Source organism: Sphingomonas beigongshangi, assembly GCF_016820445.1.
Lineage (GTDB): Bacteria > Pseudomonadota > Alphaproteobacteria > Sphingomonadales > Sphingomonadaceae > Sphingomonas > Sphingomonas beigongshangi.
The window spans coordinates 276,451-293,634 of sequence record NZ_JADHDT010000006.1 but is presented as its reverse complement, the minus strand read 5'-3'; the positions used below and the strand labels follow the sequence as shown (position 1 = coordinate 293,634).

The following is a 17,184-nucleotide window of genomic DNA, read 5'->3' as shown; positions in this document are numbered from 1 at the left end:
GTCGTCGGGCGCACCCTCATTCCGGGGAGGGTTCTCGCTCACGAGGTCGGCCTCCCGTCGGTGCGGGTGATGCGAACGCGCCGCTGCCGATCGCCGGAACCAAACCGCAGCTCGGCGGCGGCGAAAAGGCGGTCGACGATCATGTGGTGCCCGCGCACGCGGTAGTTCACCAACTCCGAAGTGTCGCCCTCCGCGCCAACGACGAAGAGCGGCGGCATTTCGCCTTGACCGATGCCGCGGGGAAACTCGATGAAGACCTGGCGACCATCATCGAAAGCGCGCAAGGGACGCCAGGGTGCCCGATCACCTTCGATCGCATAGCGGAAGTTGACGTTGGCAAGATCAACACCGCTCGCCACAGGCTGCGCCGCCTGGGCCTCGGCGTTCTGCCGGCGTAGCGCAATGAGCTGGTCCTGCGGATACTGCCAAGACACGGAGGCCATATAGGTTCGCTCGGTCGAGCGAAGCTCCATGTGATAGGTGCGCAGGTTGGTGTTGATGACCAGGTTCGTCATCAGGTCGGCCCGCGTCGGCTTCACGAGGATGTGGATTTGGCGCGTGGCGCCCGATCCGCTCTCGGTGTCGCCGATGATCCAGCGGACCGTGTCCCCGGCCGCCACCGGACCGGCGCCGACAAGCTGCTCGCCAGGTTGGAGCGCGATATCGGTGATCTGACCGACGGCGGTATAGACCTGATAGAGCGCGCCTTGGGTAAAGGGATAGACCTGCATCGAATTGATGAAGCCGTCGCGCACCGGCTGGATGCGCGCGGCGGCGTTGGCCTGATTTACCCGCGCCGTCGGATCGGTGGGTTCGGGCGTGCGCCGCGATGGCTCGACCCGCTGCAACTGGCCGGGCAGCGGTAGCGGTCGCGGCAGCTCGACCACAGTGACGGGCGCAGGCGGGTCGACCGCCTGCACGGCGGGAGCCGCGTTGTCGTAGGAAATCTCGGGCGGCGGCGTGGTGGTGGCGCAGCCAGCGAGGGCGGTCGTTGCCAGCAGGATCGCCGGAATTGCGGCTCTGTGGAGAGCCGGAAATACGAGACTGTGTGAAGCCGGGTTTCCGGCTTTACGGAAAGACGGCTTCATTGCCCAAGCTCCCGTGACCAATTTATTGCGTTGACGTAGATGCCGAGCGGGTTTGCTCGGAGGCGATCGGCGTTGCGGGGGATCTGGACCACGATCGTCAGGATCGCGGTCCAGCGCGTGGTCTCGGCGAGTTGGCCGTTTTCGTAGCGGCGCTCGACCCAGGCAACGCGAAAGCTGTCGGGTGACGCGCGAATGACGCTGGAGACATCGACGGCGATCTGCTGGCGGCCTACCTTTGCGAACGGGTCGTTCGACCGCGCGTAGTCGTTCAGGGCCGCAGCGCCGCGATCGGTCGTGAAATCGTAAGCTCGCAGCCAGTTTTGGCGGACGATAATGGCGTCCGCGGGAATCGATCGGACCTGCTCGATGAAGCGCGCGAGGTGAAAGGCGATTTGCGGATCGGTCGGACGATAGTCTGCCTGAGCGGGGGCGACCGCTTGCGCCTGGCCGAGCCGGTCGACTTGGACCACCCAGGGCACGATGGTCCCGCGGGCTGACTGTACGACGAGCGCGGTGGCGAATCCGGCTGACAGGAGCAACGAGCCAAACGCCATCAATCGCCAATTTTTGGCCTGGATGCGTGATGCGCCGATGCGCTCGTCCCAAACTTGGGCGGCGCGCTGATAAGGCGTCTCCGGCTCGGGGGCCTTGCCGTAATGGGTAGAGGGTCGTTTGAACATCAGCGATCGCCTTCGGACAGGTTGACGGACAAGCCACCGCCATGTGCGTCGCCTGAGCGAACGGCATGGGCTGTGGCCTGCGCGGCGTGGGTCATGTGTTGGGAGCGCCGCATGCGTTGCGCCCAGGCCGGAGCGCCGCCAGCGCTCGCGGGCGCTGCTCCGTCGCCGGCGGCATCACCGCCGATCGAGCCCATGGTGGAAGTTCCGCCTGTGGCTTCGAATGCCGCCTTGCCGCCAGCGCTGAAGCTGGAACGCATGCTTTCGGCAGCGCGCAACGCGGCACGGCGCAGCGGCGACACGGCGGCGCTGCCGCCGGCGCGGGCGACCCCGCTGAGCCCGGAAGCGACGCCGGCTGCACCGGACTGTCCGGCTGCGCCAAGGCTATATGCGGTCGATGCGCCACCCGCGAGCGCGGCGCCGCCCCGAGCGGCGGCGGCGGCGCCACCAGCCAGTGCGGCACCGCCGGATGCGGCCGCGCCGACGGCGCCAGCGCCGAGAGCGACCATGCCACCGGCGGCAAGGCCCGTCCCGACGGCGGCGCCGGCGCTGAGTTGAGGACCGCCTGAGACGATCCCGCTGGCGATGCCGGGACCGAAGATGCCAAGACCGAGTAGCGACAGAGCGGCCAGCACGATCGCCATCGCTTCATCAATCGAGGGGTTCTGGCCGCCGAAACCGGACGTGAATTCGGAGAAGAGCGTCGAGCCGATGCCGATGATGACGGCCAGCACCAAGACCTTGATGCCGGACGAGATCACGTTGCCAAGCACCCGCTCGGCCATGAAGGCAGATTTGCCGAACAGGCCGAACGGGATCAGCACGAAGCCGGCGAGCGTTGTCAGCTTGAACTCGATGAGCGTGACGAAGAGCTGGATGGCGAGGATGAAGAAGGCGAGAAGCACCAGCGCCCAGGCCAGGAACATGCAGGCGATCTGGATAAAGTTCTCGAAGAACGACCAGTAGCCCATCAAGCTGGAAATGGAATCGAGCAGCGGGCGGCCGGCGTCCAGACCCGTCTGTGCGACCTTGCCCGGACGCAAGAGATCGGCCGTGGTGAAGCCTGTTCCACTGGCTTTGAGGCCGAGGCCCGCGAAGCTTTCGAAGATGATGCGGGCGAGGTTGTTCCAGTTGCCGATGATGTAGGCGAAGACACCGACGAACAGCGTCTTTTTGACCAGCCTGGCCAAGATGTCGTCGTCGGCGCCCCAGCTCCAGAACAGCGCGGCCAGCGTCACGTCGATCACGATCAACGTGGTCGCAATGAAAGCGACCTCGCCGCTGAGCAGTCCGAAACCGCTATCGATGTAGCGGGTGAAGACCTCGAGGAAATGGTCGATAACGCCGGTGTTGCCCATGACGTTACCGAGCCTCGTCGAGCTGTGGGGTGACGGTTGGCGCGGCGGGCGGCGGCATCGGAGGGTTGCGCTCATCAGGCTGAGGGGTGAGGCTCTCTCGCGGCGCGGACGGCATGTCCGGCAGACGCTCGGCCGGGCGGGCACCGGGCGCGAGGAAGCGGTTTCGGTTCTCGGCCCATGCGCGGCGGCACGCCGGATCGCGCGGCCCGTCTTCGCCGAGCGCCTGGCAGCGGATCAGGGCGTCGCGCAGCGGATCGACCCGCGCTTGAACGGCGCGGCCTGACGACCAAGACGCTGGCGCCTCCTCTTTCCGCGTCATCTCGATCGCGGTCGCGGTGATCGCGACGGCGACGAACACCGCGGCGCCGATCCTGGCGAGCATCTTGCCGTCCATGGCCGCGGTCTCAGTTGCCGTTCGGGAACATACGGGCGTTGCCCGGCTGGTAGCCGCTGCCAGGCGTCAGGAAGCGACGGCGTTGCTCACGACCCTGCTCGGCCGCGGCCGCACGCTCGGCCTCGGACAGACTCTGCGCACGGCCGTTGGCGGCCACGACCGCGGTGAGGTCGGCAAGCTGCTGCGCCTGCAGGGCGAGAAGCTGGTTGCCGGCCTGGGTCGCCTGCAGCGCACCGGTCGCGCCCTGGCTCTGCCCGACAAGCGCGGACATCTCGCTACGGTTGGTGTCGATGTTGCCAACAACGCCGGCCTGGACGCGCATGGCGTCCTGCAAGCCGCCGACGGTGTTCTGCCAGCGTTCACGCGCCTGCGCGACAAGCGCCTGATCGGAAGCCGACATCGATGCATTGCCGTAGGTGGTCTGAAACGCGCGATCGATTTGCTGGACGTTGAGGGCGATGCCCTGCGCCTGTTGCAGGAGCTGCTGCGTGCGCTGTACCGATTGCTGAAGCTGCTGAAGCGACGAGTATGGCAGGCTCGCAAGGTTGCGGGCCTGATTGATCAGCATTGTCGCTTCGTTCTGAAGCTGCGTGATCTGCTGGTTGACCTGCTGGAGCGTCCGCGCAGCCGTCAGCACATTCTGCGCGTAGTTCGTCGGATCGTAGACGATGCCGCCGAATTGGGCCGCCGCTGGCGTGCTGATAAAGATCGAGATAGCGACTGGTGTCGCAGCGATGATCGTGGCGAAACGCAGTGCGCGTGAGCGCGAACGGAATGAGCGTGTCATGAGAATACCTCCTGATTGGCTTGGGGGATGACGTTGGTGAGGTTGGCAATGAGATCGGCAGCCCAGGCGAGCCGGCTCGAGATCAGCCATTCGGAGAGGAAGCCGTCGGTGCCGCTGCGGGCGTGAACCTCGGCGATCAGCGCCTGGTGCTGCTTTGATGAGACTGCGCACAGCGCCAGCGCGACATCGGATAGTCCGAGTTCGAACAAGCGGTTGCCGCGCCGCGACTGGCAGTAATAGTCGCGCTTCGGCATGGCGCGGGCGAGGATCTCGATCTGCCGGTCATTGAGACCGAAGCGGCGATAGATGGCGGTGATCTGCGGCTCGATCGCGCGCTCGTTCGGAAGAAGGATGCGGGTCTGGCAGCTCTCGATGATCGCCGGTGCAATCGCCGAGCCGTCGATGTCGGAGAGCGACTGGGTCGCGAAGATGACGCTGGCGTTCTTCTTGCGCAGCGTCTTCAGCCATTCGCGGAGCTGGCCGGCGAATCCCTCATCGTCGAGCGCGAGCCAGCCTTCATCGACGATCAGGAGCGTCGGCCGTCCGTCGAGGCGGTCCTCGATGCGATGGAAGAGATAGGCGAGCACGGCGGCGGCGGCGCCGGTTCCGATCAGTCCTTCAGTCTCGAACGCCTGGACGTTGGCCTCGCCGAGATGTTCGGCCTCTGCGTCGAGGAGGCGACCATAGGGTCCGCCGACGCAGTAGGGTCGCAACGCCTGCTTCAGGTCGTTGGACTGGAGCAGGACGGACAGCCCGGTCAACGTGCGCTCGGAGACCGGCGCCGACGCCAACGAGGACAGCGCCGACCACAGGTGTTCCTTGACCTCGGGCGTGACGGACACGCTCTCCCGCGCCAGGATTGCGATCAGCCAGTCCGAGGCCCATGCGCGCTCTGCAATGTCGTCGATCCGTGCAAGCGGCTGGAGTGACACGCTGTCTTCGGCCCCTTCGGTGAGGCCGCCGCCGAGATCATGCCAGTCGCCGCGCATGGCGAGCGCCGCGGCCCGGATCGAACCACCGAAGTCAAAGGCGAAAACCTGAGACTGCGGATAGCGCCTGAATTGCAGCGCCATGAGCGCGAGCAGTACGGATTTGCCGGCGCCGGTTGGGCCGACGACCAGCGTATGGCCGACGTCGCCGACATGGATGGAAAGCCGGAACGGGGTCGAGCCTTCGGTTCTGCCGTAAAGCAGTGGGGGTGCATCGAAGTGCTCGTCCCGTTCCGGTCCCGCCCACACCGCTGACAGCGGGATCATGTGGGCGAGATTGAGTGTGCTGATGGGGGGCTGGCGGACATTGGCGTAGACATGGCCGGGCAAGGAGCCGAGCCAGGCGTCTACGGCGTTGATGGTCTCCGCCATCGCGGTGAAATCACGTCCCTGAACGACCTTTTCGACTAGACGCAGTTTCTCGGCGGCGATGCGCGGGTCGTCGTCCCAAACGGTGATGGTGGCGGTGACATAGGCTTGGCCGGCATAGTCGGCGCCGAGTTCCTGAAGCGCCATGTCGGCGTCGGCCGCCTTGTTGGCCGCGTCGGTGTCGACGAGCGCCGAGGCCTCGTTGGTCATCACCTCTTTGAGAATGGCGGCGATGGACTTGCGCTTGGCGAACCATTGCCGACGGATCTTGGTCAGCAGCTTGGTCGCGTCAGTTTTGTCGAGAAGGATGGCCCGCGTCGACCAGCGATAGGGAAAGGCCAACCGGTTCAACTCGTCGAGGATTCCGGGCGTCGTCGCGGTCGGGAAACCGACGATGGTGAGGATGCGCAGGTGCGTTTCCCCGAGGCGCGGTTCGAGTCCGCCGGTCAGCGGTTGATCGGCCAGAAGAGCGTCGAGATACATCGGCGTCTCGGGGACGCGAACACGATGACGCTTCGTCGAGATAGTCGAATGCAGATAGGTGAGTGTTTCGGCGTCATCGAGCCACGCGCATTCCGGCATGAAGGCGTCGATCAGGTTCAAGATACGATCGGTACGATCGACGAAACCGCGCAGCACTTCGCGCGCGTTGACGCCGCCATGGTCGCGACCCTCGTATAGCCATGCTTCGGCACGCGCCGCGTCTTCGGCCGGCGGCAGATAGAGGAAGGTGAGGAAATAGCTGGACTCGAAGTGCGCGCCTGCTTCCTCGAAGTCGGCCTTGCGTTCGGCGTCGACCAGCGCAGAGGCGCTGTCGGCGAACATGCTCGAGGGATAGGTCGCGGCGTCGTGGCGTTGCGCTTCGACGAAGATGGCCCAGCCGGAGCCGAGACGTCGGAAAGCGTTGTTGAGCCGGCCCGCGACTGCGACGAGCTCGGCCGGCACGGCGCTGTCGAGGTCAGGACCGCGGAAGCGCGCAGTACGCTGCAGGCTACCATCCTTGTTGAGGACGACGCCTTCGCCGACCAGGGCGACCCAAGGCAGGAAATCGGCAAGCCGGGTATTGCGATTACGATATTCGGCAAGGTTCATCATCGCGTCGTTCCCTCAGACCGACAGGTGGCCGGGGACGCGCAGATGCTTGCGCACGACGTCGACGAACTGCGGATCGCGTTTGGCCGCCCAGACCGCCGCGAAATGCCCCACAGCCCAAAGCCCGAGGCCGACTAGCCATAGGCGAAGGCCGAGGCCGAGCGCGGCCGCCAGCGTGCCGTTGAGGATGGCGAGCGAACGCGGCGCGCCGCCGAGCAGGATGTGCTCGGTCAGCGCCCGGTGCACGGGAACGGAGAAGCCCGGCAGCTCGCCGCCATGATCCGCGCCGTCAGCCATCAAACGAGCGCCCCGCCGCCAAACGAGAAGAACGACAGGAAGAAGCTCGACGCCGCGAACGCGATCGACAGGCCGAACACGATCTGGATCAGCTTGCGGGCGCCGCCCGACGTGTCGCCGAACGCGAGCGTCAGACCAGTGATGATAATGATCATAACGGCGATGATTTTCGCGACCGGCCCCTCGATCGATTCGAGGATTTTTTGAAGCGGCGCCTCCCAGGGCATGGACGAGCCCGAAGCGTGGGCGGCGGGTGCCAAAGCGAGCGAAAGAAAAATCATGCACACCGCTGAGGCGATGTGCCGGCGGATACGCAAAGCGTGTTTGATCATGACGGGTCTCCTGCGGAGGGCTGGCTTGCGGGGGTGATGCGGTAGTCGCCCTCAGGGCCGAGACCTTCGACGCGGGCGAGTTCGGCTAGGCGACGCGAGGCGCCGCGGCCGGAGAGCACGGCGACCAGATCGATCGTCTCGGCGATCAGCGCGCGCGGGACGGTGACGACGGCTTCCTGGATTAGTTGTTCGAGACGCCGCAGCGCTCCGATCGCGGTGCCGGCATGGATCGTTCCGACGCCGCCTGGGTGCCCGGTGCCCCATGCCTTCAACAGGTCGAGTGCTTCGGCGCCGCGGACCTCGCCGATCGGAATGCGATCCGGCCGCAGGCGGAGCGAAGAGCGGACCAGATCGGAGAGCGAGGCGACGCCGTCCTTCGTCCGCATCGCCACCAGATTGGGCGCAGCGCATTGCAGCTCGCGCGTATCTTCGATCAGGACCACGCGATCCGAGGTCTTCGAGACTTCGGCAAGCAGAGCGTTGGTGAGCGTGGTTTTGCCGGTCGAGGTGCCGCCGGCGACGAGAATGTTGCGCCTGTCGGCAACGGCCTGACGGAGGGTTTCGGCCTGACCAGCCGACATGATCCCGGCCGCCACATAGTCGTCCAGGGTGAACACCGCGACGGCGGGCTTGCGGATCGCGAAGGCCGGCGCGGAAACGACCGGGGGCAACAGCCCTTCGAACCGCTCTCCTGTTTCGGGCAGCTCGGCCGAAACGCGTGGAGCGCCGGGATGCACCTCGGCGCCGACATGATGCGCGACCAGGCGAATGATGCGCTCGCCATCGGCGGGCGACAGTCGTTCACCCGTATCGGAAAGACCTTCCGACAGCCGGTCGACCCAGAGCCGCCCATCGGGGTTGAGCATCACCTCGACGATCGCGGGATCTTCCAGAAACGTGGCGATCGCAGACCCGAGGGCTGTGCGCAGCATTCGCGCACCGCGAAGAATCGCTTCCGATTTCTGGTGAGTTGCCGCCACGTCGTCCCCGTTCTCTTGCGGGTCCGCGATGTGCGGCCCTGGATCGGGGATGAGTAGAAGAGGCAGAAATCATGGCCTGACAACAACCGTCATGTGGTAGTCGTACTGTGGCGTACAAAGACAGGAGAACGGCGGAACGCTCGAATACTTGCGGCGCGCGCGTCAATGATTATTCCGCGTCGCGCGCGGGCGGGATGTCTTCCGAAATCTCCTGTCTGAGCTTCGGTCCTGTTGCGAGTCGACGGCCGAGCGCGGTCACGAAGGCATCATAGCGCTCCCCCGCCTTGGCGCGCGCCGCGAGCTGGGCCGGCTCGGGCAAGGGCGGATTGGACGTCAGCCAAAAGCGGATGAATACGGCGAGCGTCTCGACCGATATGCCGAGATCGCGCTCCATGCGCGCCATACGCCGGTCGAGCTGGTCGAGCCGCTTTGTCGTCGCCGCTTCCTGCCGCTCCGCAGCGTCGGGTGATAGGAAAGACGCGATGCCGGCCTCGGCGACCAGCGAAAGGGACACGTCGCGCCGCGCGGCATGGACAGCGAGCGCCTTCATGACGTCCGGATCGAGATAGACGGACAGACGCTGCTTCTTCGGAGGCTTGCTCATCGGCGCCTCCTAAAGCTCGATGCCGTCGCCCGGATCCAGCGACGCCTGTCGAGCGACCTGGCGCATGGTCTGGGTCATGCGGCTGAGGCGAGCGGCGTCCTCCTCGACTTCATCGCGAGGATCGATCTCGAACTCGTTCTCGATGACCGGCTTACGCTCGACTGTCTTGGTGCGGCTCAGCTCAGGCTGGTGCCTCCGCTCCGAATCCGTGGGATCATCATCTCCTGCATCCTCCGCGGCGACGGGCGTGTTCAGCACAGGGCGTTCGGGCAAAGCGAGCGTGCTCCAATCGTCGGCCCTCGCGGTTGTCGGCTTGGTGAGTGCGGGCGGCGTCAGGATGCGTTCCTGAAAGCTGCGATCCTCGTAATAGCGCGCCTTCTTGGCGCGGATCGGTGGAATGCCGGCGACCATGACGATCTCGTCCGACGGCGGGAGCTGCATGATCTCGCCCGGCGTGAGCAGTTGCCGTGCGGTCTCCGAGCGCGACACCATCATGTGGCCGAGCCAGGGCGACAGACGATGGCCGGCATAGTTCTTCATCGCCTTCATCTCGGTGGCAGTGCCGAGCGCATCCGAAACGCGTTTGGCGGTTCGCTCGTCATTGGTGGCGAAGCTCACCCGAACATGGCAGTTGTCGAGGATCGAGTTGTTCGGGCCGTAGGCCTTCTCGATCTGGTTCAGCGATTGCGCGATGAGGAAGGCCTTCAGGCCATAGCCTGCCATGAAGGCAAGCGCGCTTTCGAAGAAGTCCAGGCGGCCGAGCGCGGGAAACTCGTCGAGCATCAGCAGCAGACGATGGCGCTGGCCCTTGGCGTGCAGGTCCTCGGTCAACCGGCGCCCGACCTGATTCAGGATGAGACGGATGAGCGGCTTGGTCCGGTTGATGTCGGAAGGCGGCACGACGAGGTAGAGCGTGGTCGGATGCTTGCCGCCGACCATGTCGGCGATGCGCCAATCGCAGCGGCGGGTGACCTCGGCGACGACGGGATCACGATACAGGCCCAGGAACGACATCGCGGTCGACAGCACGCCGGACCGCTCGTTGTCGGATTTGTTGAGCAGCTCGCGGGCCGCGCTGGCGATGACGGGATGCGGGCCGGCCTCGCCGAGATGGGCGGTTTTCATCATCGCCGCGAGCGTCGACTCGATCGGCCGCTTCGGATCGGACAAGAATGCGGCGACGCCGGCCAGGGTCTTCTCAGCCTCTGCATAGAGGACATGCAGGATCGCACCGACCAGGAGCGCATGCGATGTCTTCTCCCAGTGGTTCCGCTTCTCGAGCGAGCCTTCCGGATCGACGAGGATGTCGGCGATGTTCTGCACGTCGCGGACTTCCCACTCGCCGCGCCGCACCTCGAGCAGCGGATTATACGCGGCTGACTTCGCGTTGGTCGGATCGAACAGCAGCACGCGACCATGGCGGGCGCGGTAGCCGGCGGTCAGCGTCCAGTTCTCGCCCTTGATGTCGTGAACGATTGCCGAGCCCGGCCAGGTCAGCAGAGATGGCACGACGAGCCCGACGCCCTTGCCGGAGCGGGTCGGCGCGAAGCACAGCACATGCTCTGGGCCGTCATGACGAAGATAGTCGCGATCATGCTTGCCGAGCACGACGCCATCCGGGCCGAGCAGGCCCGCGGCCTTCACCTCGTCAGGCCGGGCCCAACGGGCAGAGCCATAGGTCTCGACATTCTTTGCTTCGCGCGCGCGCCACACCGACATGCCGATCGCGACCGCGATGGAGATGAACCCGCCCGACGCGGCGATGTAGGCGCCCTCGACGAAGATCGGCGGGGCGTAGGCGTCGTAGAAGTACCACCACCAGAAGAAGGAAGGCGGATAATAGATCGGCCAGCCCGCCAACTCGAACCAGGGGGTGCCGAGCTGAGGCTGAAAGCCCAGACGATAGGCGGTCCACTGCGTCGCGCCCCAGGTCGTCATCAGCACGATCAGGAAGACGGTGAGGATCTGGCCCCAGAGGATTTTCGTCGCCGACATGGCGGGCACTCCTTGTCTAGGTTGGGCTACATGCCGAGGCCGCGATTGCGACCGAAGCTCCAGTCGACGCCGCCGGCCCCGCGCGAGATGCCGGATACGTGCTGGCCGACGTGGCGTTCGAGGGATGGCGACCAGGGGACGAGCTGGAAGCCGAGGCCGTCGTCGATCATGGCGAAGCGGCCGGAGGCGAGCGCGAAGCGCTGGCGGTAGGTGCCCGCGACATACTCGCCCGCTCCAGCCTTCGAGAATGGCCGGCCGGTCTCGACCGCGAGTTTTTGCCCCAGCGCTTCGACCTCACGTTGGCGCAGCCCTTCGATCAGCCCCGACGAGAAACTGACGCCCCGGCTCTGCCGCTCGGCGAGCCCTTCGCTGATGAGATGGTCAGCCCGGCGGTCCATCGCCTGACGCACCTCGGCGCCGAAGCCGCCGCCGCCAAGCGCGACCGGGTCTCGGGCAATCGCCTGCCGGTCTAGCCAGGTGGCGCCGGTCGCATGAACCTGCCGCTCGATGTCGAGATCGGAGCGGACGGCGAGCGCGACGCGGCGACGGCCCTGCGCGTCGTCGAACTTGCGCAGCTCGACGATCGAACCTGGGGCGCTGTCGCCGGCTGCGTCGAGATCGGGAAGCTTGATGTGATGGGTGCGCCCGTCGGTGCCGTCGACCACGGCGTAGGCTGTCCCCTTCAGCTCGTCGTCGAGGCCGCGATCGACCAGCCGACCGATGACGGGATCGTCGAGGCTCTCGCCGGCGAGCACATAGCTGGCCGCCCCGCGTTCGATACCGCGCTCGCTCAGGCCGCGATGAATGCGCTTGATAATGTCGCCGCGCTCGCCCAGCTCGCGCAGCGTCGCCTCGGCGTTATCCGAGACGACCCATTGGCCGGGGCCGATCTGATCTGCAAGGCCGAGCGTCTCCAGCTTCCGCAAGCGGCCAACCTTCATCGCATGGAATTCGTCCGGCTGGCGGTCGGGATGCGGGGCGAGGTCGACGACGCCGGTGCGATAGGCATCACGCGAAAGCTGGCGGTCTAGGTTGGTCCAGCGCTCTGCGCCGACCTGCCGCTCAAGGTTGCGGCGGATCTCGTGGTCGGTCCGCGGCCCTAGCTCCTGGGTGACGAGTTCCTGCGCGCGGGCGCGCATGCCTTCCTTGATGTAGTCGCGGGAGATGACGAGGTCCTGGCCGTCGTCGGTCCGACCCCGCAGGATAATGTGGACGTGGGGATTGTCGGTGTTCCAATGATCGACGCCAACCCAGTCGAGTTTCGTGCCGAGATCCTTTTCCATCTGCCCCATCAGGTCGCGGGCGTAGGCCTTGAGGTCGGACATCTCCGTGGCGTCCTCGGGCGAGACGATGAAGCGGAAATGATGACGATCGTCATGGGTCCGCTCGGCGAAGGCCTTCGGGTCGGCGTCCTCGGTCTCGGGACCGAACAGGCGCGCCTTCTCTCCATCCCGGGTCACGCCCTCGCGCTTGAGATAGCTGAGGTGCGCGCTGAGCGGCGCGGTCCGAGCGCCATGACGGACGACTCGCGTCTTGATCACCGTGTTGCGCGATCGGCTGGTGAGCAGCCGGTTGGCCTGGACGGTCGCGCGCTGACCGCGCCCGAACCGCGAGCGGTTGCCCGAGCTGATCTTGCCGGAGCGGGAGATGCTGCCGCCGGCCCGCTGCGCGGCCGCCAAGGCCTGCGCGATGAAGGGCCGCGCCTGCTGAGCCCGGGTGGAGCGGATGCGACCAGGCCGGATGCGGAAATCGTCCTCGCCGCTCATGGCCGAGGCCCCGCACATCGCGCGAAGCCGCCGAAATTCTTGCGGAAATCGCGAAAGCGCAGGCTGTGCCGATCAGGCGCACCTCGCGCGGACGCGGAATAAGTCTTTGAAAACACACGACCGCACCCAGCCGCACCTCGCGCGCTTTTATCTCGCCATCGTGCGGTTGTGCTGACTGCTCCTTCTTCCCGGACCGCCTTCCGTCCGCGAGACCACGCTATGGTGCGATCCGGCACGAACGCCGTCATCGGGGGCCTCCATAGGCATTGCGCGCCACGAAAAGCCCATCGGGTTGGGATGCGATCGCGCCCTGATCGCGCGCCGGATCGGTCGTTGCGGCGTCGCCGGGCGCGCTTCCGCGACGCACTGGCGTTGCAGTCGCGCTGCTGGCCGACTGCACGACGAAGAGCGGCGCCCGTGTCCATGCGAGCGGATCGGCCGCGGCCACCCTGACGGGCCCGGCGAGTTCGCCGCCGCCGACAACGGGGGCGAGCGCGGCGACATAGGCGCGCGTTTCGGCAGGTAATGGTCGGCCGGCGAGATACTCCTCGTAACGACCGGGACCGGCGTTATAGGCCGCCAGGAAGCCGGGCGAACCGTAGCGATCGTGCATCTCGCGCAAATACGCCGCGCCGGCCAGGATGTTGTCGCGCGGGTCGTAGGGATTGCCGCCGAGCCGATGCCGGACGCGGAGTTCGGCCCAAGTGGCGGGCATGACCTGCATCAAACCCATCGCGCCGGCCGACGATATCGCGCGCACATCGCCCGCGCTTTCGACGCGCATCACTGCACGGATCCACGTTTCAGGAACGCCGAAACGCTGTGCGGCCTCGGTGATGTAGGTGGCGTACGGATCGCTTTGCGACGACCGCTCTGCCGGCGTTTGTTGCGCGCTGGCGGGGCCGGTTACCGGCATCGCTAGTAACAGGCCGGAAAGGAGGAGGAAGGTTGTACGTCGGAGGGCGATCCTCCCCCCGACGACAGGTTGAATGCGGGCAGCGGACATCGCTCAGTCCCGCTCGCCGCGCTTCGGCGGGCGGTTCCAGTGCAGGCCCCAGGCGGATTTGTCGTCGGCCGACTGAAACAGGTTGGCGCGGATCGGATGTTCAAAGGTCGGATCGTCGAGTTGCAGCGATACGTACTCGCCAGCTTTCTCGCCGGTGCGCTTCCAGCCGGCGCCGATCTCCGCGCCGGTCTCGTTGCTGTTGGTGTCGAGCACATGGACGCGGAAGTCTGGCGCGTTCTCCGCATCGGACGGTTCGGCCGCGACGATGATGATGTCTTGGTGCAGAGACAGCGTCGTCAGGTGGCCGATGAAGCCGTCATTTTCGCGTATGAATTGACCGATCACGGGCATTGGTCGTCTCCTTCAGATTGCGGTGGACAGGGTCATGGGCGTGCCGTCACCGCGTCGGCGCGCGCCAGACGAAGCGGCCATCGCCGTCCTCGTCGGTGTAGAGAGGGGTGGCCCGGCCGATCACGGCGGAGGCCGGGAGCGGGCCGAAATAGCGACCGTCGAGGCTGTCGCGGACTTGCCAGTTCATCAGGAACAGTTCGCCGGCCGCGACCGAGCGGCAGCCCTGCCACACCGGGAGCGGGCGACCGCGACGATCGCGATCGAGCGCGTCGCCCATCGGCACGGCGTCGATGGTGATGGCGAGCCCGGTCCGGCAAACGCGCTGACCCGGGACCGCAGCGACGCGCTTCAGAAGCGGCACGCCGCGCGGCAGGTAGCCGCCATCGGACAGGAAGGTTGCGAGCGGCTCGGGCGCGTCTACGGCCACCAGATCGGTCACGTCGACCGCGCCCACATCGCCGATCGTGTAGAAGCCGACCGGCGTGCTGGCGGACGCGTTCCAGATCAGGCGCGGCGCGAACGAGGCGATCGAAGCCACGCCGATAAGCGAGACGGCCGCCGTCGTGATGATGGCGTAGGAGAGCCGGGTCATGCGCCGATCTCCCGGCGCAGGAGAAAGGCGCGGTGCTGGCGCGGACCATAAGTGCGCGGCGTTTCGCCGACGGTCATTCGGTTGTGGACATGGCGCCAATGGTCCGGCGAGACCTCGATCGGGTCGATGCCGCGCGCCTCGATGGCGTCGATGAGCTGGAGCATGCGCTCCACCTTCGGCCAGCCATCGACGTGCAGCAGGACCTCTGCGCCGGGCGTCACCGTCGGGACGGTCTGACACGGCGCGTCGCACTCGACCGTGCGCAGGATGTCGAGGCGCGAGACCACGGTGCCGTGCTCGTTCGCCGCCCAGCGCACCAGCGCGAGAACGCTGCCTGGAGGGAAGAAGAGAATGCGGCGGCGGCGGTCGAGGATCTGCTCGCGCCGCTCGCGACCGAAGCGAATCCAGTGCTCGGTCTGCTTCTCGATCCAGACGAGTTCGACCTGGGTGAAAGCTTCGGGCGGCGGCTCGGCGGCAGCACGGCCGAAGCGCATTGGCGCGGCGACAAGGCCGGTCATTGTCCTTCTCCTGACGGGGGTGGGAATTCACGCTCGAACAGCGCGCGCAGCATGTCGGCGACGGTCTGGCCGCGCTGGAAGGCGGCGATTTTGATGCGGCCCCGCATGTCGGCGGTGACGTCGATCGTCAGCCGCGCCGAGAAATCCTCGATGGGGTGAGACCGGGGGGAATGGCGGTCGGGCGCCTTGATCCAATCTTCGGGATCGGCAGGACGTGCCGCAAAGCTGCGCTTGGAGGACCGCTCTCTCATGCACCGACCCTCGCCACTTCCGCCGCGAGCGCGGTGATCTCGCGCGCGCCAGGGCAATCCTCGTCCTGCTCGGCGGCGAGCCGACCGGTTTGCACGACGTCGGCAAACACGATGCGCTGGCCGATCGTGGTCGAGAGCAAAGGCGGGTCTTGATCCGCCAGCGTCTCGGCGGTCTCGCGGGCCAGGATCGTGCGAGCGGCGCAGCGGTTCAGCACGAAGCGTGCGGCGAGCTGCGGGCGATAGATGCGCGCCTCGCCGAGCAGCGCCAGCATTTCGGCTGACGCCCAGCCATCGAGCGGCGACGGCTGCACCGGGATCAGCACGAGATCGGCAGCAAGCAGCGCCGAGCGCATCAGGCCGGCGACGCGCGGCGGTCCGTCAATGACGACGTGGTCGACATCGCGCGCCAGCTCCGGGGCTTCTCGGTGGAGCGTATCGCGGGCCAGACCCACGACACCGAACAGCCGCTCCAGCCCTTCCCGGGCGCGCTGCTGCGACCAGTCGAGCGCTGAGCCTTGCGGATCGGCGTCGACCAGTGTGACACGCTGCCCACGGCGAGCCCATTCACCGGCCAGATGCAGGGCGAGCGTCGTCTTGCCGACGCCGCCCTTCTGGTTGAGCAGCGCCACGATCATGACGGTCTCCCGGCGATCGGGGACTCGTCCACAGCGGCCGAAAAACGCGGTCGCGTTAGAAAGATTCCGTAGGAATCTAGGTTAGATAAGTTACGGGGCTCGCAAGCTGCTGATTCAGCGCGAGGAATCGACGATTCCGGTCCCTGATAGCACGAGAGTCCGGTCCCCGATGGCACGATAGTGCCGGTCCCTGATAGCACGAGGCGATTCACAGCTTATCCCCAGGGTGCGATTTGGCGCGGCGACGGCGGCGCGGGATGCCGAGGGAATCCGGATCGGTCGGCACGAAGGAGAGGATTTCCGGACCGCCGAGGCACTGCTCGATCGTCAGCCGGTAACCGGGCAGCGGCTGGCGCTTGACGATGTCCCGCAGGTCGTAGGCAAAATGCTTGAGCGGCGAGAGGCTGCCCGACTTGGCGTGCAGATGGGGGAAGTCGAAGCTCCAGCCGAACTCCTGCTTGCCGCCATGTTTGCGCACCAGGCGGTACAGCCAGCGTTCGAGGCCGCCGGTCAGGCCGAAGTAATTGCGGTCGATCGTCAGCACGAGGGCGTCGTCGAGCACCGCGCCATAGAACCAATCGGGCACGATCAATTCGAGACCGAGCGGGCGGCCGCGATGATCGGCGCGCTCCTTCCATTCGTTGATCCAGGAGAAGCGATGCATTCGCCGCTCGGTCGGTTGGCGGATCGAGGTCGCGACGGTGGTCGACTGGAGCCGGTCGAGCGCTGCCTTGAGGCGGTCGTAGTCGCGCAGCGACACGCCGCGGCCGATGAAGTTGAGGATTTCGTAGGGGGTGGTCGCCATCAGGCGCGACGGGCGGAGCCCAAGGTCGCGCGCCTCGACGATCTGCGAGGCAGCCCAGATCAGGACGTCGGCGTCCCAGATCGTCGCCATGCCATGCTCGGCGACGGCTTCGACACGAATCTTCACCGCGCCGGCCTTGAAGTCGATCGGCGCCAGGCGCTTCGACTTGGCGAGCGAAAAAAACGGATAGGCCATGAGATCCTGCGCGTCGCGGGGCGCGAGATCGCCGGGCAGCGCCCGGAACAGATCGAGTTGCGCGCGCTCGCCGCTGTGATGCTGATGACGGGACGACATGCGA

The 17,184-nt window shown here is 66.4% G+C and carries 19 protein-coding genes; all 19 read right to left on the bottom strand.

The annotated features are described in order from the left end of the window. Positions 1 to 38: 38 nt before the first annotated feature. The 19 genes from trbG to IQ292_RS12875 all read right to left on the bottom strand — a co-directional run bounded on the left by trbG (position 39) and on the right by IQ292_RS12875 (position 17,180). A complete protein-coding gene (gene trbG / locus IQ292_RS12965; protein WP_203310714.1) occupies positions 39 to 1,088 on the bottom strand; it encodes a P-type conjugative transfer protein TrbG in 1,050 nt (349 codons plus the stop codon). Beyond that, positions 1,085 to 1,768: a conjugal transfer protein TrbF gene (gene trbF, locus IQ292_RS12960; RefSeq protein WP_099957426.1), complete on the bottom strand. Its 684-nt coding sequence runs from the start codon at positions 1,766 to 1,768 to the stop codon at positions 1,085 to 1,087. Before trbF ends, trbG begins: the two co-directional genes overlap by 4 nt. Then, positions 1,768 to 3,123, bottom strand: a complete 1,356-nt coding sequence (trbL, locus tag IQ292_RS12955) for a P-type conjugative transfer protein TrbL (protein ID WP_203310713.1) — start codon at positions 3,121 to 3,123, stop codon at positions 1,768 to 1,770. Before trbL ends, trbF begins: the two co-directional genes overlap by 1 nt. Positions 3,124 to 3,127: 4 nt before the next feature. Then, the gene (gene trbK-alt / locus IQ292_RS12950) at positions 3,128 to 3,517 is read right to left on the bottom strand and encodes a putative entry exclusion protein TrbK-alt (RefSeq protein WP_203310712.1); all 390 of its coding nucleotides are present in this window, start codon (positions 3,515 to 3,517) and stop codon (positions 3,128 to 3,130) included. A 10-nt stretch (positions 3,518 to 3,527) separates the two neighbouring features. After that, complete coding sequence (gene trbJ, locus IQ292_RS12945; RefSeq protein ID WP_203310711.1) at positions 3,528 to 4,304, bottom strand: P-type conjugative transfer protein TrbJ; 777 nt, start codon at positions 4,302 to 4,304, stop codon at positions 3,528 to 3,530. Next, positions 4,301 to 6,757 (bottom strand): conjugal transfer protein TrbE, encoded by a 2,457-nt coding sequence (gene trbE, locus IQ292_RS12940; protein ID WP_203310710.1) that lies wholly within the window; start codon positions 6,755 to 6,757, stop codon positions 4,301 to 4,303. Before trbE ends, trbJ begins: the two co-directional genes overlap by 4 nt. 12 nt (positions 6,758 to 6,769) lie before the next feature. Beyond that, positions 6,770 to 7,051, bottom strand: a complete 282-nt coding sequence (locus IQ292_RS12935) for a VirB3 family type IV secretion system protein (RefSeq protein WP_099957431.1) — start codon at positions 7,049 to 7,051, stop codon at positions 6,770 to 6,772. Continuing rightward, the gene (locus tag IQ292_RS12930) at positions 7,051 to 7,380 is read right to left on the bottom strand and encodes a TrbC/VirB2 family type IV secretion system protein (RefSeq protein ID WP_427736593.1); all 330 of its coding nucleotides are present in this window, start codon (positions 7,378 to 7,380) and stop codon (positions 7,051 to 7,053) included. The genes IQ292_RS12935 and IQ292_RS12930 overlap by 1 nt, the downstream gene beginning before the upstream one ends. Continuing rightward, positions 7,380 to 8,315, bottom strand: coding sequence for a P-type conjugative transfer ATPase TrbB (gene trbB, locus IQ292_RS12925; RefSeq protein ID WP_217352833.1), 936 nt, complete (start codon positions 8,313 to 8,315; stop codon positions 7,380 to 7,382). Before trbB ends, IQ292_RS12930 begins: the two co-directional genes overlap by 1 nt. Positions 8,316 to 8,532: 217 nt before the next feature. Then, complete coding sequence (locus IQ292_RS12920; protein WP_203310709.1) at positions 8,533 to 8,967, bottom strand: CopG family transcriptional regulator; 435 nt, start codon at positions 8,965 to 8,967, stop codon at positions 8,533 to 8,535. 9 nt (positions 8,968 to 8,976) lie between these two features. Further along, the gene (locus IQ292_RS12915; protein WP_203310708.1) at positions 8,977 to 10,962 is read right to left on the bottom strand and encodes a conjugal transfer protein TraG; all 1,986 of its coding nucleotides are present in this window, start codon (positions 10,960 to 10,962) and stop codon (positions 8,977 to 8,979) included. A gap of 26 nt (positions 10,963 to 10,988) precedes the next feature. Further along, the gene (locus IQ292_RS12910; RefSeq protein WP_203310707.1) at positions 10,989 to 12,728 is read right to left on the bottom strand and encodes a relaxase/mobilization nuclease domain-containing protein; all 1,740 of its coding nucleotides are present in this window, start codon (positions 12,726 to 12,728) and stop codon (positions 10,989 to 10,991) included. A 244-nt stretch (positions 12,729 to 12,972) separates the two neighbouring features. Next, positions 12,973 to 13,734: a lytic transglycosylase domain-containing protein gene (locus IQ292_RS12905; RefSeq protein WP_203310706.1), complete on the bottom strand. Its 762-nt coding sequence runs from the start codon at positions 13,732 to 13,734 to the stop codon at positions 12,973 to 12,975. 3 nt (positions 13,735 to 13,737) lie between these two features. Next, the gene (locus tag IQ292_RS12900; protein ID WP_099957438.1) at positions 13,738 to 14,085 is read right to left on the bottom strand and encodes a DUF736 domain-containing protein; all 348 of its coding nucleotides are present in this window, start codon (positions 14,083 to 14,085) and stop codon (positions 13,738 to 13,740) included. Positions 14,086 to 14,131: 46 nt separating this feature from the next. Continuing rightward, the gene (locus IQ292_RS12895) at positions 14,132 to 14,677 is read right to left on the bottom strand and encodes a S26 family signal peptidase (protein WP_203310705.1); all 546 of its coding nucleotides are present in this window, start codon (positions 14,675 to 14,677) and stop codon (positions 14,132 to 14,134) included. Next, positions 14,674 to 15,195 (bottom strand): DUF2840 domain-containing protein, encoded by a 522-nt coding sequence (locus IQ292_RS12890; protein ID WP_203310704.1) that lies wholly within the window; start codon positions 15,193 to 15,195, stop codon positions 14,674 to 14,676. Before IQ292_RS12890 ends, IQ292_RS12895 begins: the two co-directional genes overlap by 4 nt. Continuing rightward, on the bottom strand, positions 15,192 to 15,446 hold the full coding sequence (locus IQ292_RS12885; protein ID WP_203310703.1) for a hypothetical protein: 255 nt from the start codon (positions 15,444 to 15,446) through the stop codon (positions 15,192 to 15,194). The genes IQ292_RS12890 and IQ292_RS12885 overlap by 4 nt, the downstream gene beginning before the upstream one ends. Beyond that, a complete protein-coding gene (parA, locus tag IQ292_RS12880) occupies positions 15,443 to 16,081 on the bottom strand; it encodes a ParA family partition ATPase (RefSeq protein WP_168073994.1) in 639 nt (212 codons plus the stop codon). Before parA ends, IQ292_RS12885 begins: the two co-directional genes overlap by 4 nt. A gap of 208 nt (positions 16,082 to 16,289) precedes the next feature. After that, the gene (locus IQ292_RS12875) at positions 16,290 to 17,180 is read right to left on the bottom strand and encodes a replication initiator protein A (protein WP_203310702.1); all 891 of its coding nucleotides are present in this window, start codon (positions 17,178 to 17,180) and stop codon (positions 16,290 to 16,292) included. Between the last annotated feature and the right edge of the window lie 4 nt (positions 17,181 to 17,184).